The sequence below is a fragment of the Rhizobium sp. WYCCWR10014 genome (assembly GCF_001657485.1).
In the GTDB taxonomy this organism is placed as follows: Bacteria; Pseudomonadota; Alphaproteobacteria; order Rhizobiales; family Rhizobiaceae; genus Rhizobium.
This window is the reverse complement of record NZ_LXFU01000037.1, coordinates 702161-718609: the sequence shown is the minus strand read 5'-3', so window position 1 is coordinate 718609 and position 16449 is coordinate 702161. Positions and strand designations below refer to the sequence as shown.

Annotated in this window: 13 protein-coding genes; 8 read left to right on the top strand and 5 right to left on the bottom strand. The window is 63.0% G+C overall.

Annotated features, from left to right (window positions below; translation table 11 throughout):
- Positions 1 to 147: 147 nt before the first annotated feature.
- From A6U98_RS20260 to A6U98_RS20245, 4 genes are all read left to right on the top strand, one after another.
- Entirely contained in the window at positions 148 to 1059 is a 912-nt protein-coding gene (locus A6U98_RS20260; RefSeq protein ID WP_064652174.1) for an NAD(P)-dependent oxidoreductase, read from the top strand.
- On the top strand, positions 1056 to 2840 hold the full coding sequence (locus tag A6U98_RS20255) for an IlvD/Edd family dehydratase (protein ID WP_064652173.1): 1785 nt from the start codon (positions 1056 to 1058) through the stop codon (positions 2838 to 2840). The genes A6U98_RS20260 and A6U98_RS20255 overlap by 4 nt, the downstream gene beginning before the upstream one ends.
- 131 nt (positions 2841 to 2971) lie before the next feature.
- Complete coding sequence (locus A6U98_RS20250) at positions 2972 to 4795, top strand: GGDEF domain-containing phosphodiesterase (RefSeq protein WP_064652172.1); 1824 nt, start codon at positions 2972 to 2974, stop codon at positions 4793 to 4795.
- A gap of 274 nt (positions 4796 to 5069) precedes the next feature.
- Entirely contained in the window at positions 5070 to 5918 is an 849-nt protein-coding gene (locus tag A6U98_RS20245; protein WP_064652171.1) for a GNAT family N-acetyltransferase, read from the top strand.
- Positions 5919 to 5941: 23 nt separating this feature from the next.
- Here the strand turns inward: A6U98_RS20245 and A6U98_RS20240 are convergent, their stop codons facing one another.
- A complete protein-coding gene (locus tag A6U98_RS20240; protein WP_064652170.1) occupies positions 5942 to 6859 on the bottom strand; it encodes a DMT family transporter in 918 nt (305 codons plus the stop codon).
- 191 nt (positions 6860 to 7050) lie between these two features.
- On the opposite strand from A6U98_RS20240, the gene A6U98_RS20235 reads away from it, so the two are divergent.
- Together A6U98_RS20235 and A6U98_RS20230 are read left to right on the top strand one after the other, a co-directional pair.
- Positions 7051 to 8349, top strand: coding sequence for an adenylosuccinate synthase (locus tag A6U98_RS20235; RefSeq protein ID WP_017961768.1), 1299 nt, complete (start codon positions 7051 to 7053; stop codon positions 8347 to 8349).
- Between the two features lie 60 nt (positions 8350 to 8409).
- Positions 8410 to 10944: a hypothetical protein gene (locus tag A6U98_RS20230; protein WP_064652169.1), complete on the top strand. Its 2535-nt coding sequence runs from the start codon at positions 8410 to 8412 to the stop codon at positions 10942 to 10944.
- Between the two features lie 123 nt (positions 10945 to 11067).
- On the opposite strand, the gene rpoH is transcribed toward A6U98_RS20230, so the two are convergent.
- A complete protein-coding gene (gene rpoH / locus A6U98_RS20225; protein ID WP_003542378.1) occupies positions 11068 to 11976 on the bottom strand; it encodes an RNA polymerase sigma factor RpoH in 909 nt (302 codons plus the stop codon).
- Between the two features lie 189 nt (positions 11977 to 12165).
- Positions 12166 to 13191, bottom strand: coding sequence for an RluA family pseudouridine synthase (locus tag A6U98_RS20220; protein ID WP_064652168.1), 1026 nt, complete (start codon positions 13189 to 13191; stop codon positions 12166 to 12168).
- Positions 13192 to 13233: 42 nt separating this feature from the next.
- On the opposite strand from A6U98_RS20220, the gene A6U98_RS20215 reads away from it, so the two are divergent.
- Together A6U98_RS20215 and A6U98_RS20210 are read left to right on the top strand one after the other, a co-directional pair.
- Positions 13234 to 13620 carry a hypothetical protein gene (locus tag A6U98_RS20215; protein WP_003542374.1) on the top strand — a complete coding sequence of 129 codons (387 nt, stop codon included), beginning with the start codon at positions 13234 to 13236 and terminating at the stop codon, positions 13618 to 13620.
- Positions 13621 to 13627: 7 nt separating this feature from the next.
- Complete coding sequence (locus A6U98_RS20210) at positions 13628 to 14452, top strand: RNA methyltransferase (protein ID WP_064652167.1); 825 nt, start codon at positions 13628 to 13630, stop codon at positions 14450 to 14452.
- A gap of 89 nt (positions 14453 to 14541) precedes the next feature.
- Here the strand turns inward: A6U98_RS20210 and A6U98_RS20205 are convergent, their stop codons facing one another.
- Entirely contained in the window at positions 14542 to 15702 is a 1161-nt protein-coding gene (locus tag A6U98_RS20205) for a hypothetical protein (protein WP_064652166.1), read from the bottom strand.
- Between the two features lie 116 nt (positions 15703 to 15818).
- Complete coding sequence (locus tag A6U98_RS20200; RefSeq protein WP_012758704.1) at positions 15819 to 16406, bottom strand: EipA family protein; 588 nt, start codon at positions 16404 to 16406, stop codon at positions 15819 to 15821.
- Between the last annotated feature and the right edge of the window lie 43 nt (positions 16407 to 16449).

The window sequence follows — 16449 nt, the reverse complement described above, 5'->3', positions numbered from 1 at the left end:
TCCTTTGTCGAGTAAATCGGGCGGGAACTTCGGTTCTCGCCCGTATCGTTTTCAGGGCATGTGACAAAAATGCGTTACGTCCGTCAAAACGGTTTGCAACGATGGGCGAGGGGACTATCAAAGACGGACAACAGTTGGGAGGACTGAATGACGAGTTCGAGAGAAGGTCATGACGGCAGGCGGATCGCCTTTCTCGGCACCGGCCTGATGGGGGCGCCGATGGCTCGCCGGCTGCTTGGTGCGGGCTTTGCCGTCACCGTCTGGAATCGCGATCCCAGCAAGGCCGAACCGCTTGCGGGAGACGGCGCGGTCTGCGCGAAAACACCGGCGGATGCCGTTTCAGGCGCCGACGTCGTCATCACCATGCTGACCAACGCCGAGGCGGTGAAGGACGTGTTATTCGACCGCGGAGCGGCCGATGCGATGGCGCCTGGCACAACCGTCATCGACATGAGTTCGATCGCCCCGCATTTCGCCCGCGACCATTCGGCGAGGCTTGCCGACCGCGACATCCATCACGTCGATGCGCCGGTATCAGGCGGCGTCGTCGGCGCAGAAGCGGGTACGCTTGCGATCATGGCGGGCGGCGACAAGGACGTGGTCGACGGGCTTGCCGATGTCTTTGCGCCGATGGGGCGCGTGACCCGCGTCGGTCCCAGCGGGGCCGGCCAGCTTGCCAAGCTTGCCAACCAGCAGATCGTCGCGGTGACGATCGGCGCCGTCGCCGAAGCGATGATGCTGATTGAAGCGGGCGGCGGCTCGCAGGCGGCCTTCCGGGACGCCATTCGCGGCGGCTTTGCCGAGAGCCGTATCCTCGAACTGCATGGCAAGCGTATGGTCGAGCGGCAATTTACCCCAGGCGGTTCGTCCAGCAACCAATTGAAGGATCTGAACGCAGCCATGGAGACGGCCAAGACACTGTCGTTGACGCTGCCGCTGACTGCGGTGGTGCATGCCGAATTCAGCGAATTTGTCGCCAATGGCAATGGCGAAAAGGATCACAGCGGCCTGCTCCTCCACCTCGAAGAGAAGAATGCCCGGTCGGGAGGAAAGAAGTGACGGACAGCCATTCGCCGAAGCGGCGCCTGCGTTCGCAGGACTGGTTCGACAATCCCGACCATATCGATATGGCAGCGCTCTATCTCGAGCGCTTCATGAACTACGGCATTACGCCGGAAGAGCTGCGCTCGGGCAAGCCGATCATCGGGATCGCGCAGAGCGGCAGCGATCTTACGCCCTGCAACAGGGTGCATGTCGAGCTTGCCAAGCGCGTGCGCGATGGCATTCGCGATGCCGGCGGTATTCCGATCGAGTTTCCGACACATCCGATCTTCGAGAATTGCAAGCGGCCGACGGCCGCACTCGACCGCAATCTCGCCTATCTCGGCCTCGTCGAAATCCTCTACGGCTATCCGCTCGACGGTGTCGTGCTGACCACCGGCTGCGACAAGACCACGCCTTCGGCGATCATGGCGGCTTCGACGGTGGATATCCCGGCGATCGTGCTCTCCGGCGGCCCGATGCTCGACGGCTGGCACGAGGGGGAGCTGGCGGGCTCCGGCACGGTGATCTGGCGGATGCGGCGGAAATATGCGGCGGGTGAGATCGATCGGGAGGAATTCCTGCAGGCGGCGCTCGATTCTGCGCCTTCCGTCGGCCACTGCAATACGATGGGCACCGCTTCGACGATGAATGCGCTGGCCGAGGCGCTCGGCCTTTCGCTGACCGGCTGTGGCGCCATTCCGGCCGCTTACCGCGAGCGCGGCCAGATGGCCTACCGCACCGGGCGACGCGCCGTCGAAATCGTGTTCGAGGATCTGAAGCCGTCGGATATACTGACGCGGGAGGCTTTCCTGAATGCGATCCGCACCAATTCGGCGATCGGCGGCTCGACCAACGCGCAGCCGCATCTGGCTGCGATGGCGAAGCACGCCGGCGTCGAACTCTATCCCGAAGACTGGCAGGTGCACGGCTTCGATATCCCACTGTTGGCCAATGTCCAGCCGGCCGGCGCCTATCTCGGCGAGCGCTTCCATCGCGCCGGCGGCACGCCGGCGATCATGTGGGAACTGCTGCAGGCCGGAAAGCTCGACGGCAACTGTCGCACCGTGACGGGCAGGACCATGGCTGAGAACCTAGAGGGCAAGGAAGCGCGCGACCGCGAGGTCATCACGCCGTTTGCTGAGCCGCTGAAGGAGCGGGCAGGCTTCCTCGTTCTCAAGGGCAATCTCTTCGATTTCGCGATCATGAAGATGAGCGTGGTCTCGGAGGATTTCCGCCGGCGCTATCTTGAGGAACCAGGACGCGAAGGCGTTTTCGAGGGTAAGGCGGTGGTCTTCGACGGTTCCGAGGACTATCACAAGCGCATCAACGATCCCGAACTCGGCATCGACGAGAATACCATCCTCGTCATCCGCGGCGCCGGGCCGATCGGCTGGCCGGGTTCGGCTGAGGTCGTCAACATGCAGCCGCCGGATCATCTCCTGAAGCGCGGCATCCGCAGCCTGCCGACGATCGGCGACGGCCGCCAGTCGGGCACGGCGGACAGTCCCTCGATCCTCAACGCCTCGCCGGAAAGTGCCGCCGGAGGCGGCCTCGCCTGGCTTCGTACCGGCGATATCATCCGCATCGACTTCAACCACGGGCGCTGCGACATGCTGGTCGAGCACGCCGAGATCGAACGGCGCAAGGGCGATGGCATCCCGCCAGTGCCGCCGGATGCCACCCCGTGGCAGCAGATTTACCGCCGCTCGGTTACGCAATTGTCGGACGGGGCGGTGCTGGAGGGAGCGACGGAATTCCGCCAGATCGCAAAAAACCCGCCTCGGCACAACCACTGATGTTGAAGGTGCCGCAGACTGCAAGTTCTTTGATCCAAAAGGGGAAAGTCGTAACGAACAGTTCACCTAGTCACTAGTTCGGTCATCAGGACAAGGCTTCATTAATGCCGGCTTGAGACCATATTGCCGTTATGCAAGCTTCTAAGGCTGGGACCGCTTTGCCAGAGAACAAAGCCACACGATCCGAACACGAGTTTCAGGATCTTCTGCGTCGGCTCGAACTCGCTCTCGATGCATCCCGGATCGGTGTCTGGGAGCACAGCATCGAGCAGGACGGGATCTTGTGGGATGCGCAGATGCATCGTCTCTACGAGACCGGCGAGACCTGCCGACTGGTGCCGGCTTCGCTTTGGTCGAACGCCATCCATCCCGATGATCGCGAGCGGGCCGAACGCGACTTCGAGCAGGCGATCGGGACGCGCGGCGCCTATAACTCACAATTCCGGATCGTGCTGCCGAGCGGCGAAATCCGCCATCTGCGTTCGCGCGCGCATTTCTATGTCGATGCGGAGGGGCTGCCCTCCTTCATCGGCGCCGAATGGGATGTGACTGCCGACGTATTGCTCAACGCGGAACTTGCGCGGCAGAAGGTGGTGGCCGAGGCGAGGGCGCTGGCGCTGGAGGAAAGCAATGCCCGCATCGAGCATGTCGCCGATCACGACTATCTTACCGGCCTGCCGAACCGGCGGCTGCTCGACAAGCGGCTGGCGGAGCTGCCGGCCGACAAGAGCATCACGACGCTTGGCGTGCTGCATCTCGACCTCGACCAGTTCAAGCAGATCAACGACAGCCACGGTCATGCGGCAGGCGACGCCGTGCTCAGGGCCGCGGCCCTTCGCATCACTGCTGCCATTCCTGCGAATGGCATGGTTGCCCGCGTCGGCGGCGACGAATTCGTCATCGTTCTGGTCAATTTCACCGATCTCACAGAGCTGAAGCAGATCACCGAAGACGTCCAGCGCCGGCTGCGGAAGAAGATCCGCTTCGGCCAGGAGATGCTCCAGTCCGGCGCCTCGATCGGCGTTTCCTGGAGCGGCGATCGGCGGGCGCGCAATCTACTTGCCGAATCCGACCTGGCGCTCTACCAGGCCAAGAAGCTCGGGCGCAACCGCGTCGAATTCTTCACGCGGCAATTGCAGGAGGATCTGCGCTCCAAGCGTCGCCTCGCCGAAGAACTGAAGCTCGGGCTGGAGCGCGGCGAGATCCTTCCCTATTATCAGGTGCAGCTCGACGCCCGGACGCGGGAAGTCATCGGCTTCGAAGCGCTGGCGCGCTGGAACCATCCGGAGAAGGGCGTGCTCGCCCCGGGGGTATTCCTGAAGATCGCCGACGAGCACGGACTTGCGGCGGAGATCGACGCGGCGATCCTCAAAAGCGTTCTCGAAGACCGGCTGTTCTGGCTGTTGCGAGGCCTTGCGGTTCCGCGCATCGCCGTCAATATCTCGGCGTCGCGCCTTGCCGATCCGGCGTTGCTCGACAAGCTGAGGAAACTCGATATCCCGCCCGGCGTGATCGTCTTCGAACTTGTGGAGACGATTTTCCTCGACGACAGCGACGAAAAACTGCTCGATCATATCGGCGATATCAAACAGATGGGCATCGACATCGAGATCGACGACTTCGGATCCGGCCATGCTTCGCTGATCGGTCTCGTCAAGCTGCGGCCGAAGCGGCTGAAGATCGACCGGCAGCTCGTCAACGAGGTCGTCACCTCCGCCGAGCAGCGGCGCGTGGTGGGTTCGATCGTGGAAATCGCCAAGGCACTCGACGTCGAGGTGATCGCCGAGGGCATCGAGACCGAGGCGCATGCCGTCGTGCTGGCGCAGCTCGGCTGTGACGGCCTGCAGGGTTATGCGTTCGGTTATCCCGCGCCGGCGGCCGAGACAGAGCGTCTTTTCTCATCGACCACGAGCGGGACCGAAAAGCAGAAGACCGCAGTGCTAAACGGCCGGTGATCTGTCCGCAGGCGACTTTTCGGGCGCGGCGTTTTATTCGTATCGTCAGGAAGATAATTGGCGCGCAAGTAATTTTCTTGAGCTTGCAACGGCATTGTTTCATGGTAATGCGGAAACGAAGCTTTCTGCATTGCATCGAAAAATGATTATACGCGTCGTCAAGTCCATGAGCGCGGCTCTCCATCGTTCGCAGGTGCAATCGGGGGCTGGGGCCCGACAATTGCTTTGCCGTTGCCGGGATGGACTTGCGGGACATTCAATCTGGGAAAGTTGCATGAATTCGGAATTTGCCGTTCGTTCGATGCGGCCCGGCGAACTGGAACTCGTGCTCGAATGGGCGCGTCAGGAAGGCTGGAACCCGGGCCTCGACGATTCGCTTGCATTCAACGAGGCCGATCCGTCGGGATTTTTTGTCGGCTCCATCGGTGAAGTCCCCGTCGGCTCGATCTCGGTCGTCAAATATGGCGAAAGTTTCGCCTTCCTGGGCCTCTACATCGTCCATCCCGATTTTCGCGGCAAGGGTTACGGCAAGGCGATCTGGGCGGCGGGCATCGCCAGCGCGGGAGATCGCACGATCGGTCTCGACGGCGTCGCCGCACAGCAGGACAACTACCGCAAGGCGGGCTTCGAACCCGCCTATTCCACCATTCGCTACGGCGGTGTCGCTACTGCCTTGCCTGTCTCGACGCTTGTTGCGCAGCCGGTGCTGGATTCACGTCTCGAAGGCCTGCAGCGATATGATTCGGCGATCTTTCCGCAGCCGCGGGATGCCTTTCTCGCTGCCTGGTGCACCGCCCGCAAGGGCCGTCGTTCGGCAGTGGTGCGCAAGAGCCACAAGATCCGTGGTTATGGCACGATCCGCCGCTGCTACGAGGGCTACAAGATCGGCCCGCTCTTTGCCAACGATGCCGACAGCGCCGCGGCGCTGCTTGCCGAATTGATCCCCGAGGCGAAGGGAGCCGCGGTCTTCATCGATATTCCCACAGAGAACCACGAGGCGGTCGCGCTTGCCGAAGGCATAGGCCTTCAACCGGTATTCGAGACGACACGCATGTATCGCGGACCGGCACCGGCCATCCCGCTGAAGCACGTCTTCGGCGTGACGACGCTGGAGCTTGGTTAGACCTTTCCTGACCAGAAGAGGTTTTAATCCATGGGTGAGGCGGGCACGGTCGGCGACGAAGCTTTCGGACGGCCCTTTTCGGCGATCGCGATGCCGCCCAAGGTCAGCACCAGTGCGATCACATGGAAAGACTGCAGCTTCTCGCCAATCAGGGCGACGGAGAGCAACGTTCCGAACACCGGCACGAGATTGATGAAGAGGCCGGCCCGGTTGGCGCCGATTGCCACGACGCCCTTGATATAGAGGATTTGCGCTACCAGCGAGGGGAAGATCGCCGTGTAGAGAGTGATGACCCAGCCGGCCTGGTCCGGCCACTGCGCGGCACCCCGGTCGGCTTCCCAGAGGAGCAGCGGCAGCGAGGTCAGCATGGCGCCGAGCGCCGGGACCGCCATCAGCGTGCGCCAGTCGAGCGGCGGCTTCCAGCGCAGGAAGATCGTGTAGACCGAATAGGCGGCAATGGCGATCAGCATCAGCCCGTCGCCGCGGTTGAGGCTGAGTTGCAGCAGCGTTGCGAGGTCGCCATGGGCGGCGGTCAGAGCGACGCCGATCAGCGTCATGCCGAAGCCTAGACATTGCGCCAGCGAGATGCCGGTACGGAAGAACATGAAATTCAGCAGGAAGATCAGCATCGGGATGCCGGCCTGCTCGATGGCGACGTTGATCGCCGTCGTATATTGCACGGCCGAGTAAAGCATAGCGTTGAAAAGGGTGTAGCCGATGACGCCGTAGAAAAGGAGCAGCGGCAGGTTCTTCCTCACCACCGGCCAGTCTTTCCGCAGTTGCGGTACTGAAATCACGGCGATCATCGCCACGGCGAGGAACCAGCGCAGGAAGGTCAGCATCATGGGGCTGATATGCCCGAGCGCGAGTTTGCCGGCGACGGAATTGCCGCCCCAGCAAAGGGTGGCGATAACGAGGCAGATATAGGCCGTGGCTTGCAAGGGCGTTCTTCCCGTCTTTCTGCGATCGCCGTGCGGCGTTTTGTGAGGGGAAATAGCCTGTCGGCTGCTGATTTGTCACGTAAAAAGCCCAATCTGCTGTGACAACAGGGTCGCTTTCCAAAAAACAAAGCTTTATAGATGCGCGGGTTTGAGCAGGTGCGCGGTTCCGCGCCGGTAACAGGAAGAGTTGGATGACGAACGTAGTCGTGGTCGGTTCGCAATGGGGTGACGAAGGCAAAGGCAAGATTGTCGACTGGCTTTCGGAGCGTGCGGATATCGTTGTGCGCTATCAGGGCGGACACAATGCCGGCCATACGCTCGTCATCGACGGTACGAGCTATAAGCTCTCGCTGCTGCCGTCCGGCGTCGTGCGCCCGGGCAAGATGGCGGTGATCGGCAACGGCGTCGTCGTTGATCCGCATGCGCTGATCGCCGAGATCGGCCGTCTGGAGGCGCAGGGCGTGACGGTTACGCCTGACAATCTGCGCATTGCAGACAATGCAACGCTCATTCTTTCGCTGCACCGCGAGCTCGACGCGATGCGCGAGGATGCTGCGTCGAACAGCGGCACCAAGATCGGCACGACGCGCCGCGGCATCGGTCCGGCCTATGAAGACAAGGTCGGCCGCCGCGCCATCCGCGTCATGGATCTTGCCGATCTCGAGAGTCTTTCCGGCAAGGTCGACCGTATTCTGACGCATCACAATGCGCTTCGCCGCGGCCTCGGCGTTGCTGAAGTCAGCCACCAGGCGATCATGGACGAACTGACCTCGATCGCCGATCGGGTGCTGCCTTTCCGTGATACGGTCTGGCTCTTCCTCGACAAGGAGCGCCGCAAGGGTGCTCGCATCCTCTTTGAAGGCGCGCAGGGCAGCCTGCTCGATATCGATCACGGCACTTATCCCTTCGTGACCTCCTCGAACACGGTGGCCGGTCAGGCGGCAGCCGGTTCCGGCATGGGACCCGGCTCGCTCGGTTATATCCTTGGCATCACCAAGGCCTATACGACGCGCGTCGGCGAAGGCCCGTTCCCGACCGAGCTCACCGACGAAATTGGCCAGTTCTTGGGCGAGAAGGGGCATGAGTTCGGTACTGTGACGGGGCGTAAGCGCCGTTGCGGCTGGTTCGACGCGGCACTCGTACGCCAGTCGGTCGCCACCAATGGCATCACGGGCATCGCGCTCACCAAGCTCGACGTGCTCGACGGTCTCGAGGAATTGAAGATCTGCGTGGGCTATATGCTCGACGGCGAACAGATTGATCATCTTCCCGCAAGCCAAGGAGCGCAAGCTAGGGTCGAACCGATCTACGTCACGCTGGAGGGATGGAAGGAATCGACCGTCGGCGCCCGCAGTTGGGCGGATCTGCCGGCGCAGGCGATCAAATATGTTCGCCAGGTCGAAGAGCTGATCGGGGCGCCTGTCGCGCTCCTGTCCACCAGCCCGGAGCGGGATGATACGATACTTGTGACCGATCCGTTTGAGGATTAAGCTCACGGGTCACTGTGGAGGATGGTTCGGTAGGGTACCGGACTTCTTGAGAAAGTACTGATGGCGGATTTTATTGCAGTCATTCGGCGGGCCGTTGACGGCTTGGCTGAAAATACCCCCGAGATGCGGGTGAAAGTCTACGAACGTGCCCGCGGCGCAGTGCAGCGGCAGCTCGAGAACATGAAGCCGCGTCCGCCGGAAGCCATGCTGCAACGTCAGCTCGAAAAGCTCGAGGCTGCCATCCGCGAAGTGGAGGGCGAACACTCCGAGGCGATGCCGCTCGATGAACCGGTTGCGGCCGTCGTCGCTTCGGAATCCTTCGAAGAACAAGCGGTTCCCGGCGAAAGCGAACCAGCGTCAGCGCCGGAGACGGCTGTTGAGGAGCCGGTTGACGAAGCCTACGCGGAACCGCAGGCGGCCGAGGCCGATCACCTGGAAGCCGCCGCGCTAGAGGAAGCTGAGGAAGAGGTCGCTGCAGAGGAGTCCCTTTCCGCGGAGGAACCTGTTCCCGCGGAAATCCCTGTTTCCGCCGAGACCGCGGTTTCGCCAGAGGCCTCCGTTCCCGCCGAGACATATTGGCATCCCTCGCATGAGGAGGAAGCGCCAGCCGAGGAATGGCATGCCAGCGAGGCGCGCAACGTCGCAGCTGAAGACGTGCCGGCCGAACATGATGGCTGGGAAGCGCCACCTGCCCAACATCGCGACGAGCAAGCCGGCGAAGACCGTGCCGACGCGCAGCATCCTCTGGAAGCCGACGAGATCGCGGACGAACCCGCGGCGGTGGAAAGCGACGAGCCGGAGGCCGAAGAGGCTTACGAGCCCGACGAGCCGTTGCAGCCGATCACCCGCGGCATAGACCACGCATCCAACCGCCTGGTGGAGCCGGTCGCCGATTTCGATCGTCCGCAGGAATTCGTCGAGCACAGCCGCGAGGAGCCGTTGCAGGCCGAAGCTGCGGCGCATTTCGACCCCGTCTGGACCGAGCCCGTTGCCGAAACTCCGGCTCCGGCGCCCAAGGATGCGGAGACCGAATGGGCGGAAGAGGAACTCCGGCAATATTCGGAGACGGCGCCGGCGCCGATTACCGCCGATGCCTCGGCGCGCGCCTTCGAGGAGGTGATATCGAGCCTCGAAAAAGTGGCACCCACCGCCGTCATGCCGGCCGCCAAGGAAAGTTTTTCCTGGGAGACGGCCGCCTTCGACGATCTGCCGCCGATCGAGGCCGGCAACAATAAGCCGATCGAGGCCGGGAACAATAAGAAGACGCCGGTTGGCTCTCATTTCGACGATGTCGATATCTTCGCGGAAGTGCACAACGGCAAGCCGGCGCCTGCTAGCGGCGCGCCGAGCGAGGACTGGCGAGAGGCGAAGGCGCTGCGAGGTTACGACCGCCGCGGCTCGGTCGCCGCTGATGACGATGACGCCAATCCGTCGATGGATATCGATCAGATTGTCGCCTCCAAGCTGCAGGGCAAGAGCTTCCGTATGGAGCCGAAGCGCCGCCGCTTCGGCATCGGCACCGTGATTACGCTCATCTTCGCACTCATCCTGATCGGTGGCGGCGCCTATGCCGGCTGGACGAACAGAGAGGCGCTGGTGGCGATGGTCGACGGGCTCGTCAGCTCGGCACCGTCGCAGGCGACCAGGAACGAGGCGGCAACCCCGCCGGACGGCTCGACGACGACGCCTGCCCAGCCGGGCGCGGTGACTCCAGCCCAGCCAACCACACCAGGAGCGCAAAATACTCCAGCGGCGCCGGTGCAGCCGAACCCGCAGGTAGCGTCAGTGAACAATGACGGCGCTGCGGCCAATTCGAAATTCACCCAGCGGCTACTGACCGATGGAACTGAGGTCGACAGCGGACCGGCGACGGTGCCGGGAACGCCGACCGCGGAAGGAAAATCGGTCGCCGAACAGAATGTCGCGGCAGCCGATACGCCGCCTGCCAGCGCGCAGGGCGATGCGGCACCCGCCGACACGCGGACGCCGAACGGCGGCCCGGTGGCGCCGCCGCCGCAGACCGCGCCCGTCGGTTCGTCGCAAAAGATGTTCCTCTATGAGGAGCGCATCGGCCAGAGTTCGCCGACGGCGATCGAGGGATCGGTCGTCTGGAGCGTGCAGCATGAGGCCGGCCAAGATGGCCGGCAAGAGGCGACGGTACAGGGCAATGTCACGGTTCCCGAGCGCAATCTCTCGGCTCTCGTGACCTTCAAGCGCAATTCCGATCCGTCGCTGCCGGCAAGCCATCTCGTCGAGATCGTCTTCTCGGTGCCGCCGAATTTCGAAGGCGGCAGCATCGACAGTGTCCAGCGCATCTCGATGAAGCGCACGGAGCAGGACCGCGGCGACGCGCTGATCGCGGTTCCGGCCAAGATCACCGACGATTTCCACATGATCGCGCTCAACGACTATCCTGATGCGCGCAAGGCCAATCTCGACCTGATGTCAACCCGCAGCTGGATCGATATACCGATCACCTATCGCAACGGCCGGCGCGCGCTGCTGACGATGGAAAAGGGCGGTACGGGAACGGACGCCTTTAATACAGCGATCAAGGAATGGACTGCGCTCGGAGACGTGTCGACGAGCCAGTGACGGTTTTCGCAATACCAGCGTTCCCGGGTCTTGGCGCCGAGCTGAGGCTGCGGACAAAGATGAACGAAACAGAAAAGGCGGGCCGCAAGGACCCGCCTTCTTCAATTGTATCAGGCGACAGGCTTATGCCGTGGCTTCGACGACCCGGACGGCCTTGGCGCGTTCCAGGGCTTCCTTGCGGACGGCGTCCTGCACCTTTTCGAAGGCGCGGACCTCGATCTGGCGAACGCGTTCGCGGCTGATGTCGAATTCAGTCGAAAGGTCTTCCAGGGTCACTGGATCCTCGGCGAGGCGGCGAGCCTCGAAGATGCGGCGTTCGCGCTCGTTCAGCACGCTCATTGCTTTCGCCAGCATGCGCCGGCGGGTGTCGAGCTCATCCTGTTCGATCAGCACGTCTTCCTGGCTGTCATGGTCATCCACCAGCCAATCCTGCCATTGGCCGCCGTCACCTTCGGCCGCCTTGATCGGCGCGTTCAGCGAGGCGTCGCCGGAGAGGCGACGGTTCATCGAAATGACCTCCTCCTCCGAGACGTTCAGCTTGGTGGCGATCTCCGAGACGTGCTCCGGCTTCAGGTCGCCGTCATCGATTGCCTGGATGCGACCTTTCAGCCGGCGCAGGTTGAAGAACAGGCGCTTCTGGTTGGCGGTCGTGCCCATCTTCACCAGCGACCACGAACGCAGGATATATTCCTGGATCGAGGCCTTGATCCACCACATGGCGTAGGTGGCGAGGCGGAAGCCGCGCTCGGCATCGAATTTCTTGACGGCCTGCATCAGGCCGACATTGCCTTCGGAGACGACTTCGCCGATCGGCAGGCCGTAACCGCGATAACCCATCGCGATCTTCGCAACGAGGCGAAGATGGCTGGTGACTAGCTTGTGGGCGGCATCACGGTCACCATGCTCGGCATAACGCTTGGCGAGCATGTATTCCTGCTGCGGCTCCAGCATCGGGAACTTGCGGATTTCGTCGAGGTAACGATTGAGACCGGCTTCACCGGCGGTAATGGACGGCAAGGTATTTCGGGCCATAGTGCACCCTCCTAAAGTGAATTCCGGTTCCCGATGGAAACGCATCCTCGCGTTAAAAAAGGCAAACCGGGACGTGCGGCTCTCTCCGAGCCCGCACTAAGTCAATATACAGATAAGTGTGGCGAAACGGCGGTTCAAGGTGCCGCTCACGCAGGTGTGAGTTGGGCAGGCGGCATTCGGAGCCCGGCTTTATCGCCGCAGCGCTTCGACCAGTTCGACCATATCATCCGGCAGCGGCACCTCGAAATGCATGATTTCGCCGGTGCGGGGATGCTCGAACTGCAGCATGAAGGCATGCAGCGCCTGGCGGCCGAAACCATTGACGATCTTGCGGATCTCTTCGGGCAGGAGATTGGCCTTGGTCTTGAAGCCGGCACCATAAACCGTGTCGCCGAGCAGCGGATGGCCGATATGGGCCATGTGGACACGGATCTGGTGGGTGCGCCCGGTTTCGAGGCGGCACTCGACCAGCGAGGCGAACGCGGTGGCGTCCGGCTTCTCATGGAAGCGCTCGATCACCTGGTAGTGCGTGATCGCCTCGTCGGCGTCCTGACTGTCGGGGCGTTTGACGGCGCGGCGCGTGCGGTCGCCGGTAGCGCGCCCGAGCGGCGCGTCGACCGTGCCCGACAGCGTGCGCGGCCGCCCCCAGACGACTGCCTGGTAGGCCCGCTCGAGCGGCATAGTGCGGCCATGGTCGGCAAATTGCAGCGACAGGTGGCGATGGGCAATGTCGTTCTTGGCGACGACCATGACGCCTGTCGTGTCCTTGTCGAGCCGGTGGACGATGCCGGGGCGGCGCACGCCGCCGATGCCGGAGAGCGTATCGCTGCAATGATGGATCAGCGCGTTGACGAGTGTCCCTGTCCAATTGCCGGGTCCGGGATGGACGACGAGACCGGAAGGCTTGGAGATGACGATGACGTCGTCGTCCTCATGGAGGATATCGAGCGGGATGTCCTCGCCCTGCGGCGTCGGGTCTTCCGGCTCGGGCAGCGTGAGTTCGAAACTGTCGCCGGTGCGCACTTTGCGCTGAGGGTCGGTGACGGGTTCGCCGCGCAGAAAAACCTGGCCGTCCTTGATCAGCGCCTTGATGCGGCTGCGCGAAAATTCCTCGCCGACCTGCGCCGTCAGCCAGGCGTCCAACCGGCCTTCGGCAGTTTCATCGGCGGTCAGGACTTTTCTATTGCCGGCTGCTTGTTTAAAGGGGTCGCTCAAGACGCTTCTTCTCCGACGTATTTTTTAGAACGGGACGCACAGATGACAGCAATCGAGCCAGACGACCAGGAAGAGAAGCCCCTTGATCCGGCGATGGAAAGTGTCCGGCGCAAGATGGTCCGCCTGCAGATCGTCTCCGGCGCCATCATGTTCGTGAGCCTTATGGCGGTCTTCGGCGCGGTTGTCTACAAGGTGATGCACAGCGAGCCGAAGGAGACGGCGTCCGCTGTTACCGCCTCCGGCGTGCCCTCGGATGCGCCGCTTGCGGCAACCGTTTCCCTGCCGCTCGGCTTCAAGGTGCAGTCCACCTCGTTTTCGGCAGGACAGCTTCTGTTCTACGGCGAAACGGTCGAGGGCAAGAACAAGGCGCTGGTCTACGATCTCAGGACCGGCCGCACCGTCGCCGACGTCACTGTTACCGGCAATTGAGGCCGGCATGGCCGCCGTCCCGATCGACATCGACAACGCCGACGATCCGCGCGTCGCTGAATTCCGCGAGATCCGCGAGCGCGACCTGACAGGCCGAGAGAACCGCTTCATCGCCGAAGGCACGGTCGTGCTGCGCATGCTCGCCGAGGCGCATGCGGCGGGCCGCGGCTTTTTCGCCGAGAAGATCCTGCTGCTGCGCAACCGCGTCGAGGGTGTGCTGCCCATCCTGGAGCGGTTTCCGGCCGATGTGCCGGTCTATGTCGCCGGGGCGGATGTGCTCGATGGCGTCGTTGGTTTCCATCTGCATCGCGGCGTTCTTGCGCTCGGCCGGCGACAGGACCGTGGGGAGGCGGCACTTCTCGACGCGCTGCCGGAATGGGCGTTGGTGCTCGTCGGCTGCGGCATTTCCAATCACGACAATGCCGGCTCGATGTTCCGCAATGCGGCCGCCTTCCGGGCGGATGCGGTGCTGCTCGACGAAACCTCCTGTGATCCACTCTACCGCAAGGCGCTACGTGTCTCGGTCGGTTCGGTGCTGAGCGTTCCGCACCGTCGCGGCGGCAAGGCGCTCGATGTGCTCGTGGCGCTTGCCGAACGGGGCTTTGCCATCTGGACGCTTTCACCGCACGGCAAGACCGATATCCGCGCCATTCCGGCCTCGACGCGCATGGCGCTCGTCGTCGGGACCGAGGGCGAGGGGTTGCCGGAGGCGCTGCTTGCGCGGTTCCAGAGCGCGCGCATTCCACAGTCGGAGGAACTCGATAGCCTCAATGCCGCGACGGCGACGGGGATCGCGCTGTTTTCCATGGCCTCGGCAATGGGCCGGGTCTAACGCATATCCTCTTAAATCGGATTGATTTCAGGGTTCTGCGTAAATTCAAACATGATGGTCAAACATGATGCGCGCGCCGCGCTAACGCGTCAGCGCGGGGGATCGGCGAGGATCGCGGTTGCCCTGTCGGCAAGGCTGACACGATCGCTCGGGTTCTTTTCCGCAGCTTCGACGAGGAGCGTGCGGATCGGCGAGGAGGGACCCTCGTTCAGGGCGGTCAGCGCCACCATATTGGCGGCGATCGAGGCGATCTCCTCGCGGATCGCACCATCGCGTCCGGCTACCGCCTTTGCCTTTTGCAGGCGCTCGGCCAGCGCGGCGCTGCGTTTGCGGACATCTTCGCCCATCTCGCCTGTGACGACAGCGGTGTCGAGCGCGGACGCGGTCGTGTCTTCGGCCGTCATTTCCGCCGGCAGCTCGGCGACCATCCCGGCAAGGCCGGCGTCGCGCAGCACCCGGTTGACCTTGCGGATTTCGGCGTTGGCAGCCTTCAACTGCTCCTTCAACCTGGCGATCTCCTGCTGGCGGCGAGCGACCAGGGTTTCCTTTTCGGTGGCGGAAGCGCTCTCGCGCGCGGCCTTATCCTCCAGGCGGATCACCATATGCTGCTGCTGCGTCAGTTTCTGTTCAGCATCCTTGGCGCGCTTCTGCAGCAGGCTGACGTCCTGGCGCAGCGTGTCGCGTTCGTCGCGCAGCGCGTTGACACGGAATTTCAGGCTTTCCGCCTCCGTCTCGCGCGCGGCCAAGTCTATTCTCAGTCCATCGGCCTGTTCACCGAGCTTGCTCAGCCGCGTCCGCATCGTCGCCAATTCGCTCTCCTTGTTGGCAGCGGACTGCTCGGCAATATGCAGATTGGTCTTCAACTGGCTGATATAGTTCTCGTCCTTGCGCAGATGCGAGCGCTGGTCAGCCGCCTCGACATGCATCTCGCCGATCTGGGCCTGCAATTCGCCGATCTCGGCGGCAAGCCTGCCCGCATCGACGGCGAGGGCGTCGTGGCGAAGCTGGAACGACAGGGATTTCTCGCGCTCACGCAGAAGGTCCTGGGTAGTGCGGGCGTTTTCGGCGGCATAGAGCGCGCGCACCATGTCTTTCTGGGCGCGGACCTCCTGCGGGCTCAGCGGCATCGTCGCTTTCAGCCGGTTCTCCGTATACCAGACGATGCGGCGGTGAACGGCGGGCGAGACCAGAAAGACGAGGAAGGCCGCGGTCAGGAAGCCCAATCCGAACAAGAGAGCATATTCGATCACGGCGCGGCCATCGGTAAGAAGGTTGATACGAGGTCAGCCGCGATGATTAAGCACGCGTGACGCGCATGGCAAGGCCGCCGGTGGGGACGGCGGTAGATTCCAGCGGCTTTGCGGCCTCAGAAGGGGTTCCAGGTCGGCGCCTGGGTGATTTTGAGATAGCCGACATTGACGCCGAGGCGAGCACCGACGCCGGTGCGGATCGGTACGACCAGCACGTCGTTGTTCTTGAGCAGCGTCATGCCGAAGCCGGCGATCACATAGGCCGAGCCGCTGACGCCACCGAAGCGGGCATAGATGCCGTTGACGGAGGGCAGGTCGTAGACCAGCATCATCACGCGTGAGCCCTGACCACCGTAATCGAGGCCAAGCGAGGGTCCCTGCCAGTAGAGATTATGTTCGCCGGCGTTCTTGGTGTTCAGCTGGCCTTCGCCATAGGTAAGGCCGGCGATGAAGGCGCCGCCGCCTTCCTGTCCGAGGATATAGCCGTTCGGCAGGCCGTATTTCTGAAAGGCACTCTCTACGACCTTCGCTAGTCCGCCGCTGGCGGAGCCGAAGAAGGAGTGGCCGGCATCGACGATTTCCTGCATCGTGTACTGGCCGTTGTCCTGGGCGGCGGCCGGCCCGGCAACCATCAGCGAGGAGAAGATGAGGGCCGAAAGTAACCTGCAGAAGCCGATGAATCGGTGCGGAAATCGAGGGCGCATGGTGTCATCCGTTCGTCGTTTGGCTAAGAGCGGGCAACCGCTC